General features: G+C 43.4%; 19 protein-coding genes. 10 read left to right on the plus strand and 9 right to left on the minus strand.

The window, feature by feature from the left end:
- Positions 1-233: 233 nt before the first annotated feature.
- From FLA_RS17055 to FLA_RS17070, 4 genes are read left to right on the plus strand one after another with little or no spacing between them, the layout of a single operon-like run.
- Positions 234-851 (plus strand): TetR/AcrR family transcriptional regulator, encoded by a 618-nt coding sequence (locus FLA_RS17055; RefSeq protein WP_197705802.1) that lies wholly within the window; start codon positions 234-236, stop codon positions 849-851.
- A 32-nt stretch (positions 852-883) separates the two neighbouring features.
- On the plus strand, positions 884-2254 hold the full coding sequence (locus FLA_RS17060) for a TolC family protein (protein WP_076381459.1): 1371 nt from the start codon (positions 884-886) through the stop codon (positions 2252-2254).
- Between the two features lie 8 nt (positions 2255-2262).
- On the plus strand, positions 2263-3318 hold the full coding sequence (locus FLA_RS17065) for an efflux RND transporter periplasmic adaptor subunit (RefSeq protein WP_076381458.1): 1056 nt from the start codon (positions 2263-2265) through the stop codon (positions 3316-3318).
- Positions 3315-6386 (plus strand): efflux RND transporter permease subunit, encoded by a 3072-nt coding sequence (locus tag FLA_RS17070; protein ID WP_076381457.1) that lies wholly within the window; start codon positions 3315-3317, stop codon positions 6384-6386. The genes FLA_RS17065 and FLA_RS17070 overlap by 4 nt, the downstream gene beginning before the upstream one ends.
- Before the next feature lie 126 nt (positions 6387-6512).
- On the opposite strand, the gene FLA_RS17075 is transcribed toward FLA_RS17070, so the two are convergent.
- Positions 6513-7238, minus strand: a complete 726-nt coding sequence (locus FLA_RS17075) for a hypothetical protein (protein WP_076381456.1) — start codon at positions 7236-7238, stop codon at positions 6513-6515.
- Between the two features lie 98 nt (positions 7239-7336).
- Here FLA_RS17075 and FLA_RS17080 point away from each other — a divergent pair, with 98 nt between their 5' ends.
- On the plus strand, positions 7337-8068 hold the full coding sequence (locus tag FLA_RS17080) for a hypothetical protein (RefSeq protein WP_144264126.1): 732 nt from the start codon (positions 7337-7339) through the stop codon (positions 8066-8068).
- Here FLA_RS17080 and FLA_RS17085 read toward each other — a convergent pair.
- The 7 genes from FLA_RS17085 to FLA_RS17120 all read right to left on the minus strand — a co-directional run bounded on the left by FLA_RS17085 (position 7998) and on the right by FLA_RS17120 (position 15127).
- Positions 7998-8306, minus strand: a complete 309-nt coding sequence (locus FLA_RS17085; RefSeq protein WP_076381454.1) for an iron-sulfur cluster assembly protein — start codon at positions 8304-8306, stop codon at positions 7998-8000. The two genes, FLA_RS17080 and FLA_RS17085, sit on opposite strands and share 71 nt — an antisense overlap.
- An 11-nt stretch (positions 8307-8317) precedes the next feature.
- A complete protein-coding gene (locus tag FLA_RS17090) occupies positions 8318-8743 on the minus strand; it encodes a SufE family protein (protein WP_076381453.1) in 426 nt (141 codons plus the stop codon).
- A 16-nt stretch (positions 8744-8759) separates the two neighbouring features.
- Positions 8760-9986, minus strand: a complete 1227-nt coding sequence (locus FLA_RS17095) for an aminotransferase class V-fold PLP-dependent enzyme (protein ID WP_076381452.1) — start codon at positions 9984-9986, stop codon at positions 8760-8762.
- 26 nt (positions 9987-10012) lie between these two features.
- On the minus strand, positions 10013-11314 hold the full coding sequence (gene sufD / locus FLA_RS17100; RefSeq protein WP_076381451.1) for a Fe-S cluster assembly protein SufD: 1302 nt from the start codon (positions 11312-11314) through the stop codon (positions 10013-10015).
- A gap of 5 nt (positions 11315-11319) precedes the next feature.
- Positions 11320-12090, minus strand: coding sequence for a Fe-S cluster assembly ATPase SufC (sufC, locus tag FLA_RS17105; RefSeq protein ID WP_076381450.1), 771 nt, complete (start codon positions 12088-12090; stop codon positions 11320-11322).
- Between the two features lie 16 nt (positions 12091-12106).
- Positions 12107-13555, minus strand: coding sequence for a Fe-S cluster assembly protein SufB (sufB, locus tag FLA_RS17110; RefSeq protein WP_076381589.1), 1449 nt, complete (start codon positions 13553-13555; stop codon positions 12107-12109).
- Between the two features lie 465 nt (positions 13556-14020).
- Positions 14021-15127, minus strand: coding sequence for a DNA topoisomerase IB (locus FLA_RS17120; protein WP_076381449.1), 1107 nt, complete (start codon positions 15125-15127; stop codon positions 14021-14023).
- Positions 15128-15182: 55 nt separating this feature from the next.
- Here FLA_RS17120 and FLA_RS17125 point away from each other — a divergent pair, with 55 nt between their 5' ends.
- Positions 15183-15629, plus strand: a complete 447-nt coding sequence (locus FLA_RS17125; protein ID WP_084206445.1) for a septal ring lytic transglycosylase RlpA family protein — start codon at positions 15183-15185, stop codon at positions 15627-15629.
- Between the two features lie 421 nt (positions 15630-16050).
- Here the strand turns inward: FLA_RS17125 and FLA_RS17135 are convergent, their stop codons facing one another.
- Positions 16051-16710, minus strand: a complete 660-nt coding sequence (locus tag FLA_RS17135) for a protein-L-isoaspartate(D-aspartate) O-methyltransferase (protein ID WP_076381447.1) — start codon at positions 16708-16710, stop codon at positions 16051-16053.
- Positions 16711-17060: 350 nt separating this feature from the next.
- Here FLA_RS17135 and FLA_RS17140 point away from each other — a divergent pair, with 350 nt between their 5' ends.
- The 4 genes from FLA_RS17140 to FLA_RS17155 are packed head-to-tail and all read left to right on the plus strand — an operon-like array spanning position 17061 to position 21996.
- Positions 17061-18239 carry a glycosyltransferase gene (locus FLA_RS17140; RefSeq protein ID WP_076381446.1) on the plus strand — a complete coding sequence of 393 codons (1179 nt, stop codon included), beginning with the start codon at positions 17061-17063 and terminating at the stop codon, positions 18237-18239.
- A complete protein-coding gene (locus FLA_RS17145) occupies positions 18223-19164 on the plus strand; it encodes a glycosyltransferase (protein ID WP_076381445.1) in 942 nt (313 codons plus the stop codon). Before FLA_RS17140 ends, FLA_RS17145 begins: the two co-directional genes overlap by 17 nt.
- Positions 19139-20812, plus strand: a complete 1674-nt coding sequence (locus FLA_RS17150; RefSeq protein WP_076381444.1) for an ATP-binding cassette domain-containing protein — start codon at positions 19139-19141, stop codon at positions 20810-20812. The genes FLA_RS17145 and FLA_RS17150 overlap by 26 nt, the downstream gene beginning before the upstream one ends.
- The gene (locus FLA_RS17155) at positions 20812-21996 is read left to right on the plus strand and encodes a glycosyltransferase (protein ID WP_076381443.1); all 1185 of its coding nucleotides are present in this window, start codon (positions 20812-20814) and stop codon (positions 21994-21996) included. Before FLA_RS17150 ends, FLA_RS17155 begins: the two co-directional genes overlap by 1 nt.
- The last annotated feature ends 11 nt before the right edge of the window (positions 21997-22007 follow it).

Genomic DNA, 22007 nt, shown 5'->3' on the forward strand with positions numbered 1-22007 from the left:
TGGCTGTAACAGAAAAAAACGGCGAGAGTCGCTTCTTCGTTAGTTACAGAAGAAGCTGTTTAGAAAATGGTCTTCATACCACAATTGTATTTGCTATAAAAATCACTGCCCTGGCAAGCAAACCTGTAAGCAGTGCAACAAAGTAAAAACAATAAAACGGGGTGCGGAAAAGAAAATTATTTTTTCATGTTAACAGTGTAAAGTAAGTTTGTGTCATGGTAACAGTCAGGAAGATGGAGAATCCGCGTGAGGAGTCAAAAAAGAAAATCCTGGAAGCAGCCCGCGAGTTGTTTTTAAAGGATGGATTTGAGGCCACTTCTATGCGAAAAATAGCTTCAGCGGTAGGATTCAGTCCTACAGCCATTTATTTATACTACAAAGATAAAAGCGATATTATGCATGACCTTCATTGTGAAGGTTTTATGAAGCTTAACGATCGTTTTAGTGTATTAGTACATGTAGACGATCCTTTTGAGCGTTTAAAAGCGATGGGCCGCATCTATTTACAGTTTGCACAAGAGAACAGCGACTTTTACCGACTGATGTTTATTTTAAAAGAACCACTCGAATTCATTGAAAATCATGAAGATCATGAAGAATGGGAAGAAGGTTCCACAGCTTTTAATACGTTGGTGGCCAATATAGAAGACTGTATGGCACATGGCTATTTTAAAAAACAGGAACCACGGGCCACCGCCTTACTGGTATGGTCGGCCATACATGGTTTGTGTACGTTAAAGCTTACTGGCCACCTGGACCATGTAGCCTGTAGTCATAAGTTGCTGTTGCAACCCGAACTAGCTTTGGAGCAGGCATTTCAAAGCTTAATTACCATGATGAGTTATCAATAATTTTTTTACCCACCAACTTAACACCGTTAACGATGAAAGCAGTTATTCTCTCACTAGCCCTTTCTCTACCGGCGTTTTTTGCAACTACCACCCAGGCACAAACTACCGTGCTCGATAAGTATATCCAGGAAGGATTTGAGCACAACCTGGTGTTGCAGCAAAAAAATATATCGCTGGACAAAGCGATGTATTCCCTTAAAAACGCGCAAAGTCTGTACCTGCCCACGGTCAATTTTATGTTCGACTACCAGACGGCAGACGGAGGACGTAACATTCCCCTCCCCCTGGGCGATTTATTGAACGGTGTATATTCTACGCTGAATCAGTTAACCGCCAGTAATAGTTTTCCCCAGTTGAAAAACGAAAGCATTAACTTTTTGCCCAAGAACTTTTACGATGGCAAAATCCGCACAACCATCCCCATCATCAACACCGACATTGGCTACAACAAACAGATCCAGCAACAACAGGTAACCTTGCAGGAATATGAAGTAGAAGTGTATAAGCGGGAACTGGTAAAAAGCATTAAAACCGCCTATTTCAACTACCTGATGGCTGCACAGGCTGTAGGTATTTACCAGGCTTCGCTGCAAATGGCGCAGGAAAGCAAAAGGGTAAATGAAAAGTTGCTGGAAAATGGCAAGGGATTACCTGCTTACGTGCTGCGCTCGGAAAGCGAAACCGAGAATATCAATGCCCAGATAAGCGAAGCACAGCAACAGACACAAAATGCCCGCCTGTACTTTAACGCTCTCCTCAACCGGGAAGCCACTGCTGAAATAGATAACAGTTACGATACAGAAGCACAATTACAACAAGCCACACAGCAACTGGGCGATTCGCTGGTGAACAGCGCCCGCGAAGAAATTAAACAGGTGCAGCAGCTGATTACCCTTAACCAAACCGTGGTGAAAATGAACCAGCAGTACCGGGTGCCCAAGCTTAACGGCTTTTTAGACCTTGGTTCTCAATCGCAGGACTGGAAATTTAACGGGCAAAGCCGCTATTATATGGCCGGCGTTTCGTTAAGCGTTCCATTATATGCCGGTAACCGCAACAACCTTAAAATAAAGCAAAGCCAGCTGGATGTAAAAAATGCAGAAGTGAACAAAGCCCTGCTACTACAGCAAATATCTGTAAGCACCGGCATGGCACGCAACAACCTGTATAGTGCCTGGCGCACCTGCCAGGCTACGCTGAAACAGCAGGAAGCCGCCGCCACTTATTTCCGCTTAATTGACAAAGGCTATAAAGCCGGCACCAATACTTTTATAGAAACCGTTGACGCGCGCAGCCAGCTTACCCATGCCCAACTGGCCATTACCCTTAACCGGTATAAAGTGCTGATTGCCGCCGCCTCGCTGGAAAGAGAAAATGCATCCTATCCCATCAACAATAAATAAACGTATTTATGAAATCAACCATACTCTCATTGGCAGCCATCGCACTGGTGGCAGGCAGCTGTCATAATAACCAGCCTGTGGCCAACACCTCCATAGGGCAAGACACCATTCCTGTGAAAGTGATGCAGCTGGAAAAAGCAGACAGTCGCCAGCAGGTATTTGCCACAGGGCAGTTTACCACCGATGATGAAACCAGCCTTTCTTTTAAAAACGGGGGTATTATCGATCGCATTTATGTAAAAGAAGGCGATGCGGTGAACAAAGGTCAGTTATTAGCCACCCTGCACCTGGCCGAAATTAATGCACAGGCAGAGCAGGCTACCTTATCTGTACAAAAAGCAGAGCGTGACTATAACCGCGCCAGCGCTTTATACAAAGACAGTGTAGCCACCCTGGAACAAATGCAGAACGCGAAAACAGCGCTGGATGTAGCCCGCCAGCAATTAACCGCTATTCGCTTTAACCAAAGCTATTCGGAAATTAAAGCACCTTCCAGTGGATTTGTCCTGCGCAAGTTTGTGAATGAAGGCCAGGTTACAGGCCCCGGTACGCCTGTGTTAATGGTAAACGGCGCCGGCAAAGGCAGCTGGTTACTGAAGGTAGGAGTAAGCGATCGTCAATGGGCAGCCATACAGGCAGGCGATAAAGCCACTATTGAAACAGACGCTTTACCAGGGCAAACCATTGCAGCTGTAGTTTCTAAAAAACCAGAAGGCGTTGACCCCGCCAGCGGAACCTTTATTATACAATTGCAATTACAGCAAAAACCTACTGCTATTGCATCGGGCTTATTTGGTAAAGCCACCATTACGCCATCGCATGCCGTAAATGGCTGGACCATCCCTTATGATGCGCTGCTGGACGGCGATCAAAACCAGGGGTATGTATTTATTACCAACGATAATAAAACCGCCACCAAAGTAAAAGTAACACTGGGAGGAATAGACAATAACAAAGTACTGGTAACCGGTGGGCTGGATAGCGTGAAGGCCATCATCATTTCCGGTAACGCTTACCTCAACGATCACTCTCCTATCCTCATTCAAAATACAACCCACCCATGAGAATATCAGCATATGCGGTAAAGAACTATCAGTTTACCCTTATTATGGTACTGATGGTGATAGCATTGGGCGTTACTACGGTAATGAACATGCCCCGCTCGGAAGACCCCGATTTAAAAGCACCTAACTTTCCGGTGATTGTGATTTATCCCGGCACCAGTCCTAAAGACATGGAAGAGCTGGTGGTAAAGCCTTTAGAAAAACGCATTTACGGCCTGGACGATATCAAACGTATACGCAGCACCATTAGCGATGGCCTGGCCGTACTTACGGTAGAATATAAATACAGCAGCAATGTAGATGACAAATACCAGGAACTGGTACGCGAAACCAATGCCGCCCGCAGTTACCTGCCGCAAGACATTTATAAGATAGATGTGCAGCAGGCCGATCCTTCCAACGTAAACATCCTGCAAATTGGCCTTGTATCGGACAACGCTTCCCGCGACAAGCTGAAACAGGCAGCGGAAGACCTGCAGGACAACCTGGAGAAGATAAAGCAATTGAAGAATGTAGAGATTGTAGGGCTGCCCAGCCGCATTATACGTGTAGATCTGCAACTGGAAAGAATGGCACAACTGCACATTCCGCTTACCTATGCAGCCAACGCTTTACAAAGCGAAATAGCCAACATCCCGGGCGGCAGTGTAAACCAGGGCAATAAATCATTTAACATTAAAACCAATGGCAACTACCAGAACATTGAAGAGATAAAGAACACCGTGGTATATACCAGCAATGGTAAAAACATTTTTCTGAAAGATGTAGCCAATGTGTATTTCGACTATACTCCGGAAACCGATATTACCCGCTTAAACGGTCACCGTTGTGTGTTTGTAGTAGCTGCCCAAAAAACAGGCGAAAACATTACACAGGTACAAAAAGCTTACCTGCCCGTTATTGAGCAGTTTAAACAAACACTGCCGTCTAACATTGACCTGCAATTACAGTTTGACCAGGCCGATAACGTAAACCGCCGCCTGGGCGGGCTGGGCGAAGACTTTTTAATAGCCATTGGCCTGGTGTTATTAACCCTGCTGCCACTGGGCACCCGCGCATCGCTGGTGGTGATGATCTCTATCCCTTTATCGCTGGCTATAGGCATTGTACTGATTCATGTGCTGGGGTATAGTTTAAATCAGCTAAGTATTGTGGGCCTGGTAGTGGCACTGGGGTTGCTGGTAGATGATAGCATTGTGGTAGTAGAAAACATTGAACGCTGGCTGCGCGAAGGGCATTCGCGCCTGGAAGCTACTCTAAAAGCCACCACCCAGATAGGCACCGCAGTAATTGGTTGTACTGCCACTCTTATCATTGCCTTTATGCCCCTGATGTTTTTACCTGAAGCATCCGGCGATTTCATCCGCAGTTTGCCTATAGCAGTGATCAGCGCCGTATTGGCATCTATGGTGGTATCGTTAACCGTGGTACCTTTCTTAGCCAGCAAAATGCTGAAAGCACATGCACATACAGAAGGCAATCTGTTTATGCGCGGCCTGCAGAAAGTGATACACGGCAGCTATTCTAAACTGCTGGACAAAGCCCTGCACCGCCCCTGGGTTACTATTGGTGTAGCGCTGGTGATATTTGTAGCATCGCTGAAACTGATGGGTGTGGTAGGTGCAAGCTTATTCCCCGCATCGGAGAAGCCTCAGTTTTTGATTGATATTTCTGCCCCTCAGCAATCGAGCCTGTATTACACCGATTCTATTGCCAAACAAATAGAGAAAGAACTGAAGCAAATGCCGGAGGTAAAATACTTTGCCACCAACGTAGGTAAAGGCAACCCACGCATTTACTATAACGTGTTCACCCAAAACGAACGTACTGATTTTGCGGAGCTGTTTGTGCAACTGGACCCGGAAACACGCACAGATAAAAAGCTGGCGATCATAGAGAAGCTACGCAAAAAATGGACACCTTATCCCGGCGCCAAAGTGGAGGTAAAAGACTTTGAGCAAGGCGAACCTATTATTTCTCCCGTAGAGGTACGCCTGCAAGGCGATAACTTGGATACCCTGCGCATGCTGGCCGGGCAGGTAGAAGCCATGCTCATCCGCACACCAGGCACATTGTACACCAATAACCCTGTACGTAATTTAAAAACAGATATCCGCGTACAGATTAATAAAGACAAAGCCCAGGCGTTGGGTGTGCCTACTGTGAATATTGGCCGCACCGTGCGTATGGCTATTGCCGGGTTAAACGTGGGTACTTTTACCAACCCCGATTCGGATGGCGATGACTATGCCATTGTGCTTACCACGCCCCACCCTTCTTATCCCGATCTGACTATATTCGACAACCTGTATGTAAACAATGCTACGGGACAGAGTGTGCCTTTAACCCAACTGGCCACCCTGCGACTGGAAACTTCTCCTTTACGCATTAACCACCATAACAAAAACAGAATTGTAAGTGTAAACTCCTTTGTTCAGAAAGGCTACTTAAACGACCGTGTGATACAAAGCGTAATACAGCAAATGGACAAAATGAAATTACCTGCTGGCTATACTTACCAGATGGGGGGCGAAATAGAAAGTCGGAACCAATCCTTTGGCGGATTTGGCAGCATTATTATGGTAACACTGTTCCTCTTCATTGCCGTGCTGATACTGGAATTCAAAACCTTTAAAAGCACACTGATTGTATTATCTGTAATTCCGCTGGGCATTGTAGGCGCCGTGCTGGCATTGCTGATCACCGGTAACTCTATGTCATTCGTAGCCACCATAGGTATTGTGGCACTGGCAGGTATTGAAGTAAAAAACACCATATTGCTGGTAGATTTCACCAACCAGCTACGCCGCGAAGGCATGGGCTTAATGGAAGCCATTGAACAGGCTGGTGAAATACGTTTCTTACCTATCATCTTAACAACGCTTACAGCAATAGGTGGTTTATTACCTATCGCGTTATCCAGCAACCCGCTGATATCGCCACTAGCTATTGTTATGATAGGCGGGTTAATCAGTTCTACATTGCTGTCGCGTATTGTTACGCCGGTGGTGTACAAGCTAATGCCACCAGCTATTGAGCCAGAGAAGAAAGAAGATGAAGTGTTATAGTTATCTATACAAAAGCAAAGAGCCGACTTTCAATTGTAAAGTCGGCTCTTTGCTTTTACTATGTAACCAGCTATACAACCTATATAATGCCACTATTTTTATAAGATATACCTTGTTTATAAAAAGTTATTCCTGCACCTCTATTTCCATCAGATCTTCAAACCTTGTTTTTACTACATACTTCAAAAAGTCATCCAGGCTCACTACGGGAGCATTTTCTTCACCAGGCGGCACGAATGTTGAAAATACATCCATAACATACACACCCTCATCCTGTAAATGTAGTTTTACAGATAACCCTGCCACCTGCTTTTGAAGTGTTACAGTTTCTTTGCGCTGATACCCTTCTGCCACCGGACAAAAAGGAAGCCCAAATAAAAGGCGGGAACTTAAAGCACGCCCCAGTTCAGGCAATGATAAAGCGCTTTTGATAGTAACTGTACCTTGCAACCTGGTAAATGCTTTACCAGGATCTTCTTCGTGCAGCGGCGATATCTGCAAATCCGGTATTTCTTTTAAAGCCTCTTGTATCAGATAATACCAATAGCCGTTTAGCCCATGGGGGTTGCATAAAAATTCATCATGATCTGGTATTTGCGATCGGGAGTAAAAACTTATTGAAAAGCCGGGATCTTCCGCTGTGTTGCTATTTCCCATTAACAGGAAAAACATATCCAGAAATTTATGTTCAATAAATATAGCAGGCACCTCGTCACGAAGATGCTCATCCTCCCCTCCAAAGGGTAAGCCTCCCATTAACTTTTCGCTAAATATAGTCCCAAGCTGCGCCAGGGTATAGCCAGTATGAAATACGCTGCTGGCAGAAAAGGAAGGAATAATAACAGGTTTCATGTCAGGGTTGATAAAAAGGTTGAAATATTAGAATAGCCAATAACAATGTAATCTTTTTCTTTATAACTTCCTTTTTTGCAAACCACTTAATGGCCGTTATGAAATCACTGCTACTGGCTACTGCCCTATTTTCAGTTATCTGTGCCCAGGCACAACTTTCGTACAATTCGCTGGTGAAGAAGAAATACCAGGAAGCCATGGCGCGGACCAACCAAAAACGGCTGGCCGAAACAGATTCCGTGATAAACCAATACTTAAATAAACCGGATAAAGACAGTACCAAACGTAGTTACACCGGGCTTTGCATTTACACGGATTATGTAATAGATACGTTGAACAAAAAAGAATGGAGATATTATAAAAGAGCCGTTCCGGAAGAAGAAATCCCTTTTTACTTGCCTACCACAGGTACCCCCTTTGGTGTAATTGCAGAATTATACAAAGACACGCTTTGGCTAAACATGCAAACAGTAAACCAGCCGCATTTTAATCACTGGATATTAAAAGGACAGCTTACCTCCCGTTTTTTGGTGTATGAGCGGGGCGAGAAACTACAACTGGCGTTGAACGCCCCTAAAACGGATTTTCTGGAAGTACCTTATACCAGCGAGAATATTATTTTAAGCACTACCAACCTGAAAGGCAAAGAGCCTGTATATGGTAAAGCCGAAGTAGAAACAGCGCCTTTTTATACAGACAACGAAAGCTTTTTAAAAGGATATATGATTACGCGGGTGCGGGCGATGTATTACTTTAAGTTTACAGCCATCCCAGCTCCAGCTTCGCTTCCTCACTCATCATTTCCCTCGTCCACTGCGGATCGAAAGTAATATGCACATGCACATCGCTTACGCCTTCCACCGCTTTTACTTTTGTTTCCACTTCCAATACAATATCGCCAGCCACAGGGCAGGCAGGTGCAGTAAGGGTCATGGTTATTTGTACAGCGTTGTTATCTTTTATGTCAATTTTGTATACCAGGCCCAGCTCCATAATGTTCACCGGAATTTCGGGATCGTATACGGTGCGCAAGGTATCTTCTATCTGATCGCGTAAAGTAACTTCCATTGTGTAATGCTTTATAACCGCTCCTTTCCCATATAAGCAATGGCATAAGCTTTTATCTGCTTTACCATCGATAATAATCCGTTAGAGCGGGTGGGTGATAAATGGCTGGTTAAACCTATAGCATTAATAAAATACAAATCGGCTTCAGCTATCTCTTTAGGTGTATGGCCACTTAATACTTTTACTACCATGCTAATAAGCCCCTTGGTAATAATAGCATCACTATCGGCAGTAAAATGCAGTAATCCATCTTTGTATTCTGCATGTAACCATACCATGCTTTGACAACCTTTAATCAGGTGATCGGCTGTTTTGTATTGATCATCTATTATGGGCAGGTCTTTTCCCAGCTGGATAATATTTTCATATTTATCCATCCAGTCAGAGAACAGCTCAAACTCTTCTATAATCTCGTCCTGTTTCTCGTTAATCGTCATAGCTAAATGGGTGTGTTTAATCCAGCATAGCGGCCGCTTTTTTAATGCCTGCCACCAGCATATCCACCTCTTCAAAAGTGTTGTAAAAAGCAAAAGAAGCACGGGCGGTGCCAGGTATTTCTAAAAAGTCCATCACTGGCTGGCAGCAATGGTGTCCGGTACGAACGGCAATACCTTGTTTATCCAGCAATTCGCCCACATCAAAAGGATGCGTGTTTTTATACAGGAAGGAAATAACACCGGAACGCTCGGGCGATTCGCCTATAAAACGTAATCCTTCAATTTGAGAAAGTTGTTTCAGTGCATACTGCAGCAATTCCTGCTCAGCCTGCTGAATAGCGGCTAAACCTATCCCCTGCACATAATCAATAGCAGCGGCCAGGCCTATAGCGCCAGACATATCAGGTGTACCCGCTTCAAACTTATAAGGTAATTCGTTATAAACCGTTTTGGCAAAGGTTACGGTTTTGATCATATCACCACCACCCTGGTAAGGCGGCAGCTTATTTAACCATTCTTCTTTACCGTATAAAGCACCGATACCGGTAGGGCCATATAATTTATGACCGGAGAATACCATAAAGTCAACATCCAGTTCCTGCACATCAACAGGAATATGCTGTATAGCCTGTGCAGCATCTATTAACACCGGTATGCCTTTGGCATGCGCCTGTGCAATAATGTCTCTTACCGGGTTAACGGTACCGAGTGAGTTGCTTACATAGGTGCAGGCTACCAGCTTTACCGAATCGTCGAGTAAAGCTGATAATGCATCCATTTGTAAAACGCCTTTTGTATCCATAGGAATCACCTTTACAGTGGCTCCTTTTTCTTCGCAGATCATTTGCCAGGGCACAATGTTGGAGTGGTGCTCCATAGCAGAGATAAGAATACTGTCGCCCGGTTTCAGAAAAGCACGTCCAAAGCAGGAAGCTACCAGGTTAATACCATCGGTAGTGCCTTTGGTAAAAATCACCTCGTGCTCGTGCTTTGTATGAATAAAGGAAGCTATCGTTTTACGGGCAGCTTCATATGCTTCTGTTGCCTGCTGGCTTAACAGGTGCACACCGCGGTGTACATTACTGTTATATTGCTGGTAATAACGGTCTACTGCATCAATAACGCTTTGCGGTTTTTGTGTAGTGGCGCCATTATCCAGGTACACCAGTTGTTTGCCGTACACTTTTGTGTTCAGTATCGGAAAGTCCTTTCTTATCGCTTCTAAATTCAATGTACCTGACATATTACTGGTTATTGGAAAACTGCCGGTTAGGACAGTTCTGACATCTTCTGATAAATCAACTGACGAACGTGCTCTTTAATAGGCTCGTTCTCTATTTTTTCGGCCACATCAAACATAAAGGCTTCTACCAGCAGTTTACGTGCTGATTCTTTACCTATGCCACGTGCCTGTAAATAAAATAGTGATTCGGGGTTAAACTGACCAATGGTACAACCGTGGCTGCACTTTACATCATCGGCAAAAATTTCCAGCTGCGGCTTGGCATATACCTGTGCTTTATCGCTCAACAACAGGTTGTTGTTTTGCTGATAAGCATTGGTTTGCTGTGCTTCGCGCTGTACATATACTTTACCGTTAAACACCGCTTTACCGTTTTGCATGATCACACCTTTATAGTGCTCTGTGCTCTGACAAGCCGGGTGCTTGTGTTCAATAGCGGTGTGATTGTCCGTTAACTGAGTGCCGGCTACCAGGTATAAACCATATAAATGGGTTTCTGTAGCGGTATCGTCCAGTGTAATTTCCAGGTTGTTACGTAACAGATCGGCACCGGGTAAGCTAAAGGTATAATTGCTATAGCGGCTGGTGCGGTGTTGGGTAACCTGGGTATGGTGCACATATCTTTCTCCTGCTGCATTGCTCTGGATATGGTAATGGGTACATTGCGCATTTTCCTTTACTACCACCTGAGTTACATTGTTGATAAAGATAACCTGCTGCCCATGTACTGCTGCTGCTGTTTCTACAAACACCACATCAGCATTCCGGTTTACCACCATTACCTGGCGTGGCTGTATAAAAGCACTGTCGGCAGTGGTATACAAATGGATAATATGTACCGGCTTATCTACTACTGCATTTTTAGGAACTTCTACATAAATACCTTCGGTAAAGAATGCTGTATTTAAAGAAGTAAAGGCGTTACCGCCTGTATGATCCGGAAAATGTGCAGTAAACTCTTCTGTACCAATAATGGGCTGTAAAGCTTTTACGGTAAGGTTTTCAGCTGCAGGTAATGCAGATAAAGCAGTGTTCAGCACACCGTTTACTACTACCAGCTTATAAGCATCCAGCCCTTCAATAGCGGCTTTATGAATAGCCTGCTGCAGAACGTTTTCGTCAACAACAGGTGTGGTTAAATTGAAATCAACGTCCAGATAAGGAACCAGACTTGTAAAACGCCAGTCTTCTTCCTTCACGGACGGAAAGCCTTTGGCCTTGAAGGCGGCGAACGCTTCTTCCCGCAGGGGAACGCGCTCTGCTGCATTGCGAGCTTCGAATGCAGCGGCCAGTTTATTATATAAAGGTGTAGCTACCTGGTTTGTCATAATATTTATTGAATGGATGATTCACGTACGCGCAGTTCTTCTTTCAGCCAGTCATAGCCTTTTTCTTCCAGTTCCAGTGCCAGTTCTTTGGTACCCGAACGTACAATTTTACCGTTGTACAGTACATGCACCACATCCGGAACGATGTAGTCGAGCAGGCGCTGGTAGTGGGTAATCAGTACAAAAGCGTTGTCTTTTGAGCGCAGTTTATTTACTCCATTCGATACAATACGTAACGCATCAATATCCAAACCTGAATCGGTTTCGTCCAGGATACTCAGCTTAGGATTTAACATCGCCAGCTGAAATATCTCGTTCCTTTTCTTTTCACCACCAGAGAAACCTTCGTTTAACGAACGGTTAGCCAGTTTGGCGTCAAACTCAACCAGCTTCTGCTTTTCCTTGGTCATAGCCAGGAATTCTTTCGCAGTTAACTGCGGTAAGCCATGATGCTGACGAATTTCGCCTAAAGCGGTTTTTAAAAAGTTGATATTAGAAACACCGGGTATTTCTACAGGGTACTGGAATGCCAGAAACACCCCTTCCCTTGCTCTTTCCTCAGGTGCCATTTCCAGCACATTTTTGCCATCCAGCCACACTTCGCCACTGGTTACTTCATAGTTTTCACGGCCTGCCAATACAGAAGCCAGTGAACTTTTACCAGAACCGTTGGGTCCCATGATAGCATGCACCTCACCTGCGTTCACAGTAAGGTTAATGCCTTTTAATATTTCTTTACCGTCAATTCCTGCGTGTAAATCTTTTATAACTAACATTGTCCTCATTCTTTGTTTAGCCTACACTTCCTTCCAGTGTAAGTGATAATAATTTTTGTGCTTCTACGGCAAATTCCATAGGCAGTTGGTTCAATACCTCTTTCGCATAACCATTTACAATAAGGGCTATCGCTTTTTCCTGGTCAATACCACGCGCTTTTAAATAAAACACCTGGTCTTCGCCAATTTTAGAGGTAGTGGCCTCGTGCTCCAGCATAGCTGTGTTGTTCTTGCTTTCGATATAGGGGAAGGTGTGCGCGCCGCAATCATTACCTATTAACAGTGAATCACACTGGGTAAAATTACGCGCGTTATCGGCCTTGCTTCCTATTTGCACTAATCCACGATAACTGTTCTGGCCCTGGCCGGCAGAAATACCTTTGGATACTATGCGGCTTTTGGTGTTGGGGCCAATATGGTGAATTTTGGTGCCGGTATCGGCAACCTGTTTGTTGTTGGTAACGGCTACAGAGTAGAATTCGCCTTCTGAGGCATTGCCCTGCAGTAATACGCTGGGGTATTTCCAGGTAATGGCAGAACCGGTTTCTACCTGTGTCCAGGATATTTTAGAGCGGTCGCCACGGCAGGCACCACGCTTGGTTACGAAGTTGTAAATACCTCCCTTACCTTCTTTATCACCGGGATACCAGTTTTGCACAGTGGAATACTTGATTTCCGCATCCTTCAGGGCAATCAATTCCACCACTGCTGCGTGCAGCTGGTTTTCGTCGCGCTGCGGGGCAGTGCATCCTTCGAGATAACTTACATAACTGCCTTCATCGGCAATAATTAAAGTACGCTCGAACTGACCCGTGTTTTGCGCGTTGATACGGAAGTAGGTAGATAATTCCATCGGGCAACGTACGCCTTTAGGAATATACACGAACGATCCGTCGGAGAATACGGCTGTGTTCAGCGAAGCAAACAGGTTATCAGAGAAAGGCACTACCGTGCCCAGGTACTGCTTTACCAGGTCGGGGTGATTTTGCACCGCTTCGCTGATAGAACAGAAAATAATTCCCAGTTCTTCCAGTTGCTTTTTATACGTTGTAGTTACAGACACACTGTCAAACACCACATCTACCGCCACACCAGCCAGTGCTTTCTGCTCTGATAAGGGGATGCCCAGCTTTTCGAAAGTGCGTAATAATTCAGGATCTACCTCATCCAGACTGCTATACTTAGGCTGAGTTTTAGGTGCCGCGTAATAACTCATCTTCTGGTAATCCAGTTCCTGGGGAAGGGTAAAGTTTTGCCATTGGGGCATTTCCTGCTTCAAAAAGGACTTATAACCTTTTAAACGCCATTCTAATAACCATTCAGGCTCATTTTTCTTCGCAGAAATGAACCGAACAGTATCTTCACTCAGGCCGGCAGGAACAATTTCCATGTCAATATCCGTAACAAAACCGTACTCATACTCCCGTTCTGTTAGTTCATCCAATATATTGCTATCATTGTCCATTATGTAAAGGTACATCCGGAATATATGTAAACGAAAAAAAGCGGGCTGCTAAAAACAGATGTTGCCTATCCTTACGGGTATTTTAAGCTTTTGTTTGTTAGTTTTTGAGAAAATAACCCATGATTACTAATGAAAAACGTCAGACGAATGAATTCATCTGACGTTTTTCCAGCATTTGTTTCTATATCAGGAATTTATGATTTCCCCCGGTTAAATAACCACAGAATAAAGATTACGACCAATATTACCAGGAAAATACCCCACCACATTCCAGCCTTAAAAATACCACCTACCACCTGGCAACTGCTGAACACTGTCAGAGCCGCCACTGTTGCAATTAAATAGCTTCTTTTCATAGAGTTATATTTCATTTGTGAGATAACGTGAATGACCTGGTATAGAAAAACAAAAAGCCTACCAGCACACCCATGCCCTATTTCTGTAGTTTGTGCCGCTTTTTAGCCTTTAGGATGTGGAAGCGTTTCCCCGGTTAATGGCTTTCAGTACTTTCATCAACACCTGTTCATCCTGCGTAAGACCGGTGATCTGGTCAGGTTCTTCCAGTTGATCCAGCTGTTTCAGATAATGTGTAAGTTTTTGCTCCTGGTATAACCGGATGAGTCCGGGGTGTACATAGTATTTTTTGCATACCGTGCGGGTATTGCCCAGTTTGGCACTTACCTCATCCAGCATACTATTAATATTACGTTTGCCTTCTGTTTCGGACAATACCTCCCCTGCCGAACATAATGTTTGCAGCGCCAGCAACGATCCTGCCCAGGTGCGGAAATCCTTGGCCGTAAAATCCATTCCGGTGGCTGCCTGTATATAATTATTCACCATCCCGGAATCAATACTGTGCCTTTTTCCCTCCTCGTCATAATATTGAAACAATTCCTTACCCGGTATATCCCTGCATTGTTTTACTATTTTGGCCAGCCTTTTACTTTTCAGCGTGATATCGTGGTCAATGCCTTTTTTGCCGATAAATGAAAAACGCACCTTATCGCCTTCAAACGACACATGTTTATCCTTGAGCGTGGTAAGCCCATAGGAGCCATTCAGCTTTTCATATTCATTATTCCCTATCCTGATAAACGTACGTTCCATCAGGCTAACTACCGTAGCCAGCACTTTTGATTCGCACAGCTGCTTTTGTGCAATATCATTTTCCAGCTGTAACCGCAGCGCAGGCAGCGCTTTTCCAAACTCGTACATATGATGGAACTTGGTTTCGGTACGCACCACCTGCCACATGGCATGATAGCGGTATTGCTTGCGTTTGCGTGCATCCATGCCGGTAGCCTGGATATGTCCGTTAGGCAAAGCGCATATCCACACATTTTCCCAGGCCGGCGGAATGGCCAGCTTACGAATACGTTCCAGCTCCTCTTTATTAGTGAGTGGTTTATTGGAAAAGGTGTATCCAAAACCATTTCCTTTTTTGTGGCGTGTGATACCCGGTAGCGAATCGCTTACATAAACCAGTTTAACCACCGATGCAGCATCTTTGTAATTGCGGTGTACGGCTAAAATAGCTTTATGAGGTAGCTTAATGGCAGCTTCTCCCATGGTGTTTTTTCTGTTAACAGATAAAATATAATGCCAGAAGGATGTATTTTGCGTTATGCGTCAGAAACCCCTTATCCTTATTAGCGCCTGTACTTGCATTTTGATCTTAACCTCCTGTCACAGGCAAAGTGTTCCGGAAAAAAGTGAATACAGCAAAAGCAAACCGGCTAAAACCAAAACCACCACACCCGCCAAAAGCAGCGGCAAGCTGGTAAAAGAAAAAGGCAAAGCCAGTTATTATGGTAACGAATTTGATGGCCGCAAAACCGCCAGTGGCGAAATATTCCGCCAGAGTAAATTAACAGCCGCCCACCGCACCTTGCCTTTTGGCACCATGGTAACCGTAAAAAACCTGGCCAACGGCAAATCAGTGACCGTTCGCATTAACGACCGCGGCCCTTATGCCAAAGGCAGGCTTATAGATTTAAGCAAATCTGCTGCACAGGCAATTGATATGGTTAGGCAGGGCGTGGGCAATGTAGAGATTAGTTATAAGAAGTAAGTTGTTACATAACCTTGTATGTAAGATCTATTTTATGAAAAACTGCTGATTCTTATATGTCAATTGAATAAGACCATTTTTTTTGTCCGTGTTCCAACGATTACTCAATGCGAATAAGATAGCCTGTTTTACCACTCCGGGGGAAACTACCAATGGGACAAAAGGAGGTGGTCTATGGGCTGGATCATCGTTAATATATAGCCATGTATCGTACCACCCAAAATCTACCGAAAGCCTATTTTGCTTCTGCATGGCAGGCCGGATATCAATAACAGAGGCAAACCTCCAATAGAAGCATTTGCCTTCTACCATTACTTTTCTAAACCCTCTTAACTTTTTAGGAAGTGCCATAGCTTTTTGCAAAACAAGTGGCCACCTTGCGGGCAGCCATTTTATATTGATAAGTTTACTGTTTAGAATACTATCCATTTTTTCCCTGCAACATCGGCACAAAAGAAAACAGCTCAAAACTTTCTTCTACACAGGAATTTTCACCAGTTTTAGTAATACGCAACATACGTTGTCCACCATTGGCTTCATCTACCGGAATTACCATCATACCTCCTACCTTCATCTGTGCTATCAGCTTCGGGGGAATAAAAGGTGCTGCTGCGGTAATAATTACTTTATCAAACGGGCCGTATGTGGGCAAACCTTCAAACCCATCCCCATAAAAAAACTTCAGGTTGGGGTATTTGTTTTTGAAAATATAGTTCTTGTTTTGCTCGTATAGCTTCTTTTGCCTTTCAATGGTGTACACCCTTGCATTTAAATGTGCCAGCACGGTAGCCTGGTAACAGCTGCCGGTACCTATTTCCAGCACCTTATCCAGCTTTTTAATTTGTAATAACTGGGTTTGGTAAGCCACAGTGTAAGGTTGCGAAATAGTTTGCCCCTCTCCTATAGGAAAGGCCCTGTCTTCATAAGCAATCTGATCAAATGCAGAATCTAAGAAGTAATGACGGGGTATAGTGTTGATGGCATCTAATACATCCTCGTCTGTAATGCCTTTTTCACGTAGCACGTTTATCAATTGGTTCCTTAACCCCTTATGCCTGTATAAATCTTCATACTTTCTCATATCTCTTGCAAAGGTACAAACGCTGGCCCAGCAATACGAGTACTTACGTAAGATGTTGACAATTAATCAAGTAGTTTATTTTTTGCCCACAACAGGCAACTGTTGCTTCATTATAACAATAGGAACGGCCTTCTATTCCTTCCACATAATTCACCCAGTTATCCTCATAAATCACCCTGTTAATACACATATTCTTCGAATATCTCATTTGTAATATGCGAATAGCGCCCTTCTTATAGTTATTTCGCGTAAGATCCAGTGTCTTGCAAGATCAGACCTACTTTTCACTGAGTTTCCATTGTGCTACTAACGCTTTGCTAAAAGCCTAAAAATTTTTAAAGGGACTATTGATGAATTGTGCAGAAAGAACAGAATTACGAGGTATTAAGTATATAGGATTTGCAGAAACCACAGGCTATGGGAATGCAGCACACGCTCTGTTTTCCACTTTGCAAAAAACAAAGATACCTGTTAGTTATTGCGGCATACAGCCCGGCAATACTGAACAAGGTGGCCAGATAGTACACGAAATAAATGTGGGCAGTTATCATTCTGTCATTGTTCATACCGTTCCTGAATATTTCCCATATTGGTTACAAAAAGAAAAACAACGGAACCCACAGGTAAGAGTATGGGGGTATACCACCTGGGAAACAGATAACATTCCAGGCCATTGGAAAGACATTCTCAATACAATGGACGGCATTTTTGTACCCTGTCACTGGAATAAGAAGGTTTTTCAACAATGCGGAGTATCAGCGCCCATTGAAGTGCTTCCCCATATTTCCCAATATCATGGTACAGCCCCTGTTAGCAACATTGCCAACGCTCAACTGGAAGACATACTAAAATCGGCCCGGGGTAAATGCATACTATATAATATAGGCGTATGGAGTGAACGTAAAGCTCCTGAACTATTGATACAGGCCTTTTGCGAGGAGTTTACAGCAGCCGACAATATCTGTCTTATTTTGAAAACCGGCAATGCCGACTGGTCTTCCTATAAAAGAAACTGGCGTACTCTTTTCCGTAAAAGCGTAGGAACAGCAGCTAGGGCCATGACCTCCTCTTTGAAACGTTATAAAAACAACGCTGCTATTTTTCATATTACAGATACATTAAGTGAGGAAGATATACAGCATCTGCACCTGCAGGGCTCTTGTTTTGTGTCTCTCGCCCGGGGCGAAGGTTGGGGCATGGGAGCTTATGAGGCTACCTGGTTTAATAAGCCTGTTATTATTACAGGGTATGGTGGTGTAATGGATTATTTGTCATCTGCTAATTCATTTCTGGTTAATTACACCCTGTCTCCGGTGCAAACAGCGTTTGGAAACAACTCTTACTCCTCTAGCCAAAGCTGGGCATTAGCCGACATTCAACACGCACGTCGGCTAATGCGCCTTGTTTACGAACAGCCAGCGCTCGCAAGCAGCAAAGGCCTAAGCGCAGGTAAGCAAGTGCAAATACAATTTAATAATACAACAATTATCAACCATCTTCTTACCGTACTACATGACCAAAATACCTAACATATTCCATTTTGTATTTGGGCTTATTCCTCAGACAGCCCCCCTTCATCTGATGCACTATTTGTGCCTTGCATCATGCCTGGAAGTAAACAAGCCGGAGAAAATATATTTCCACTATCAGCATTTGCCTTATGGCGAATGGTGGGATAGAATAGCTCCCCACATTACGCTGTGTAAAGTAACCAACAGCAACTTCATCGAAACTTTTGAGTATAAGAATAAAGCGGTAGAAATATTCCGATATGCCCATATATCAGATATTATCAGGCTGGAAGTATTACTGAAATATGGAGGAGTATATGCGGATATGGATACCTTATTCGTAAAAAAAATACCAGACACGCTTTACCTGCACGACTGTGTTATGGGAAAAGAGATGGTGAACTGGCAGGAAACGATGGCACAAAAAGCAGGCGGATCATTATGTAATGCTTTTATAATGGCAGCGCCACAATCTGTTTTTATTCAGCAATGGTTACAGGAAATTCACCAATACTTTGATGGATCATGGAGTGGGCACTCCACCTTTTTACCTTATATATTAAGCCAGAAGCCGGAAGCAGCTGTTCATGTAGAACCACAATCTTCCTTTTTTCACTTTGGCTGGAACAAAAAAGGAATTCATAACCTTTTCATGAACCACCCTCTTCACCGGGAAGATATATACAGCATGCATTTATGGGCCCATCTCTGGTGGAGTTATAGCCGGACAGACTTTTCCTATTTCAGCCATTTAGAATTAACGCCAGCATATGTAGCATTTGCCAACACTACTTATGCCACTATTGCAAAGCAGTTTTTGCCCGGCGACATATTTACTACCCGGCAACAATACGAGCAGGAAAGAAAACGCTTTGCCAGAAAACACCTTTGGTTACACACAAAATCCAGATTAAAAAATGCGTTACGCAAAATCACTTTTTAATTTCACTGGTGACATATCGTATATCACCTCATCCCTGCCTGCCTCTTTAAAAGGGCAATGGAAACATGCTATAGGGTGGATTTGTATTTTGCCATTACTGGATATACTGTCTGCCTATTGGTTATATGTACTTATTATAGTACTACAAAACGAACATGTAGTGATAAGGGGCATTACTTTTAACAGGGATAAATTCACTACCATTTTTATTGTTATTGGCGTAATAACCGCTCTGCGACAACTTGTTGAATATTTTTCTATTAAAGCCTCCAAACATTTTACCCAACAGGTATTCCAGCTGTTTTCCATGAGACTGCTGGAAAAATACATGCAAATGTCATGGCAAAGTTTTTCTTCGGAGAACCGGTCTGCACGAATGAAAAATGTAACAGAAACCGCTCTTAACTATTCTTACTCATTCCAGATTGTACTCAACTTAATAAACGCCTGTTGCACTTTTGTTTTAATTGGCATTGCCATTCTATTTAAAATGCCCTTGCTAATTATAAGCCTGATACTCACATCTCTTATATCTGTGCTAATATCCAGATTATACCTGAAGCAAAAGCTGTATGATGCCTCAGACAAACACGAAATCTCTCAAAAAAATTTCTTCCAACATGTATATGAACTGTTCAATTTTAACCGGGAAATAAACATATACAAAGCAAACCAGTTTTTTTTAAAACGTACTGGTAACAACCTCGATTCTTTAGGCAAAGCCAAGGTTGAACTTTCTATTTTGCCACATATTCCCCGCTTAGTACTGGAACTGATAATAACGCTATCCTTAACAGGCATATTACTGTTTATTACACACCAGCACGCTTATAGTTATCAAAACCTGATAGCGTCCCTGGCCACCATTGCAGTGCTTACACGTCGGATGTTACCTTCTATTTCCTTGTTCTTATCGTCCTATACAGAACTTTACGGCAGTAAAATGAATGCGAGAATTGTGCAGGATGAATTAGAAAATGGGGTAGCGCAAAAGCCATTGATGCCTGATGACAATCTCCCTGTCCAAACCCTAATCAGATTAGACAATATCAGTTTTGGCTATGAATCCGGCCACACACTTATCCATCATTTTTCCTATGACATAAACGTGGGTGACACTGTTGCCATTACAGGCCCTACAGGCACAGGCAAAAGTTCATTAATAATGCTATGCGGTGGTATACTGCAACCAACAAAAGGCAACATCTTTATTTCAACAAGCCTGCACACAGCAGAAAAAGCAATCACCTATGTGTCTCAGGAAGTATTTCTGCTAAACCAGTCAGTATTAGCCAATATCTGCTTTGGCAATGACAATATGAATGAACCACAAGCCTGGGAAGCGTTAAAAATGGCAAAATTGGATGGGTTTATTTCAGGCCTGCCTAATGGCATTTACACCGAGATTGGCGACAATGGCACCCTGTTCTCCGGAGGCCAAAGACAGCGTCTGAGTATAGCAAGAGCTTTGTACCAGAAGCCGCGGGTATTATTATTGGATGAGGCCACCGCTGCTTTAGACGAAACCACAGAAAAAGAAGTAATGACCAATATACTCGCTTATATGTCATCAGGTGCAGTTCTATTTATTACCCATAGAAATCAGACTGCAGAAATGTTTTCAAACAAAACTATTACGCTTAATTAATGAAAAGGATACTATTTATCAGTCCTGTTTTACCCGACAATAATGGATCTGGCCGGGAAAAAAGAGCTTATTACTGGTTGCAAAAACTGCAACACCACTACGAGGTGGATTGGCTGGTGATTACCACACAAAACTTACATACCCCCACAGTACCTCTGAGCAACTATCAACATCACCAACTTTCAATACCCTATGCAAGAATCAGTAAAGTGGCACATATGGCTGCTATATGCCTAAGCTTTACCCTGGGCTCGATCAGAGGCTCTTCTTTACTAGGCTGGTACCCCTTACAAAAACACGATAGGAAACAGCTATACAACTTATATAGTAATCTACGTTATGAAAAAATCATCTGTTTCCGGTTATATCTTAGTGAGTTTGCACAGTACCTGCAAACAGTTACTCATACTACCAGTATGTGGCTTGACATGGACGATATAGAGTCTGCAACGTGGAATAGTATAGGCAATCTTCTGCTTAAAAACCGCATATACAAAGCAGGCATTTATCACAAACTGGCTGCGGCACAGTTTTATGTCAATGAACACAAAATGCTGAGACTATTTGACAGAATTTTTGTTTGTTCACGCAAAGATCAGGAATTGTTAAGCAGCCGCTTTTTAACCTTAGACATTCATATACATGCTAACAAAATAGAAAGCAAACCTATACCCTCCATCTCGCCCACGCATGGTCTCACTATGTTATTTGTAGGTACGTTGGGCTACTACCCCAATGAAGAAGCTATTCGCTGGTTTGTAAACCATGTATTCCGTATTATGCACCAACGTGATAACAGGTTTGCACTCATAGTGGCAGGCTATGCTCCTTCTGTCTCCTTACATTCCTTCCTTCAACAAACTCCAGGCATTACAGTTTATGCCAATTGTAACGATCTGGCAAGTGTGTATCAATTAGCCCAACTGGCAGTAACCCCTTTACATGCAGGCGGTGGTACTAAAATAAAAGTACTGGAGGCTATGCAATACGGCTTACCTGTAATTGCCACACAGGAAGCAGTAAACGGACTTGACCTGGAACCTGGCAAACATTATATTGCTGCAGAAACCAGCAATGAGTTTATAAAAAGTTGCGAAGCTATATTGTACAACAGCAACAGCTATGAAAAGATGCGGAAAGATGCCTATGCGATTGTAAACAACCAGTATTCCTATACTTATTAATATTCTACTCT

Source organism: Filimonas lacunae (assembly GCF_002355595.1).
Taxonomy (GTDB): Bacteria; Bacteroidota; Bacteroidia; order Chitinophagales; family Chitinophagaceae; genus Filimonas; species Filimonas lacunae.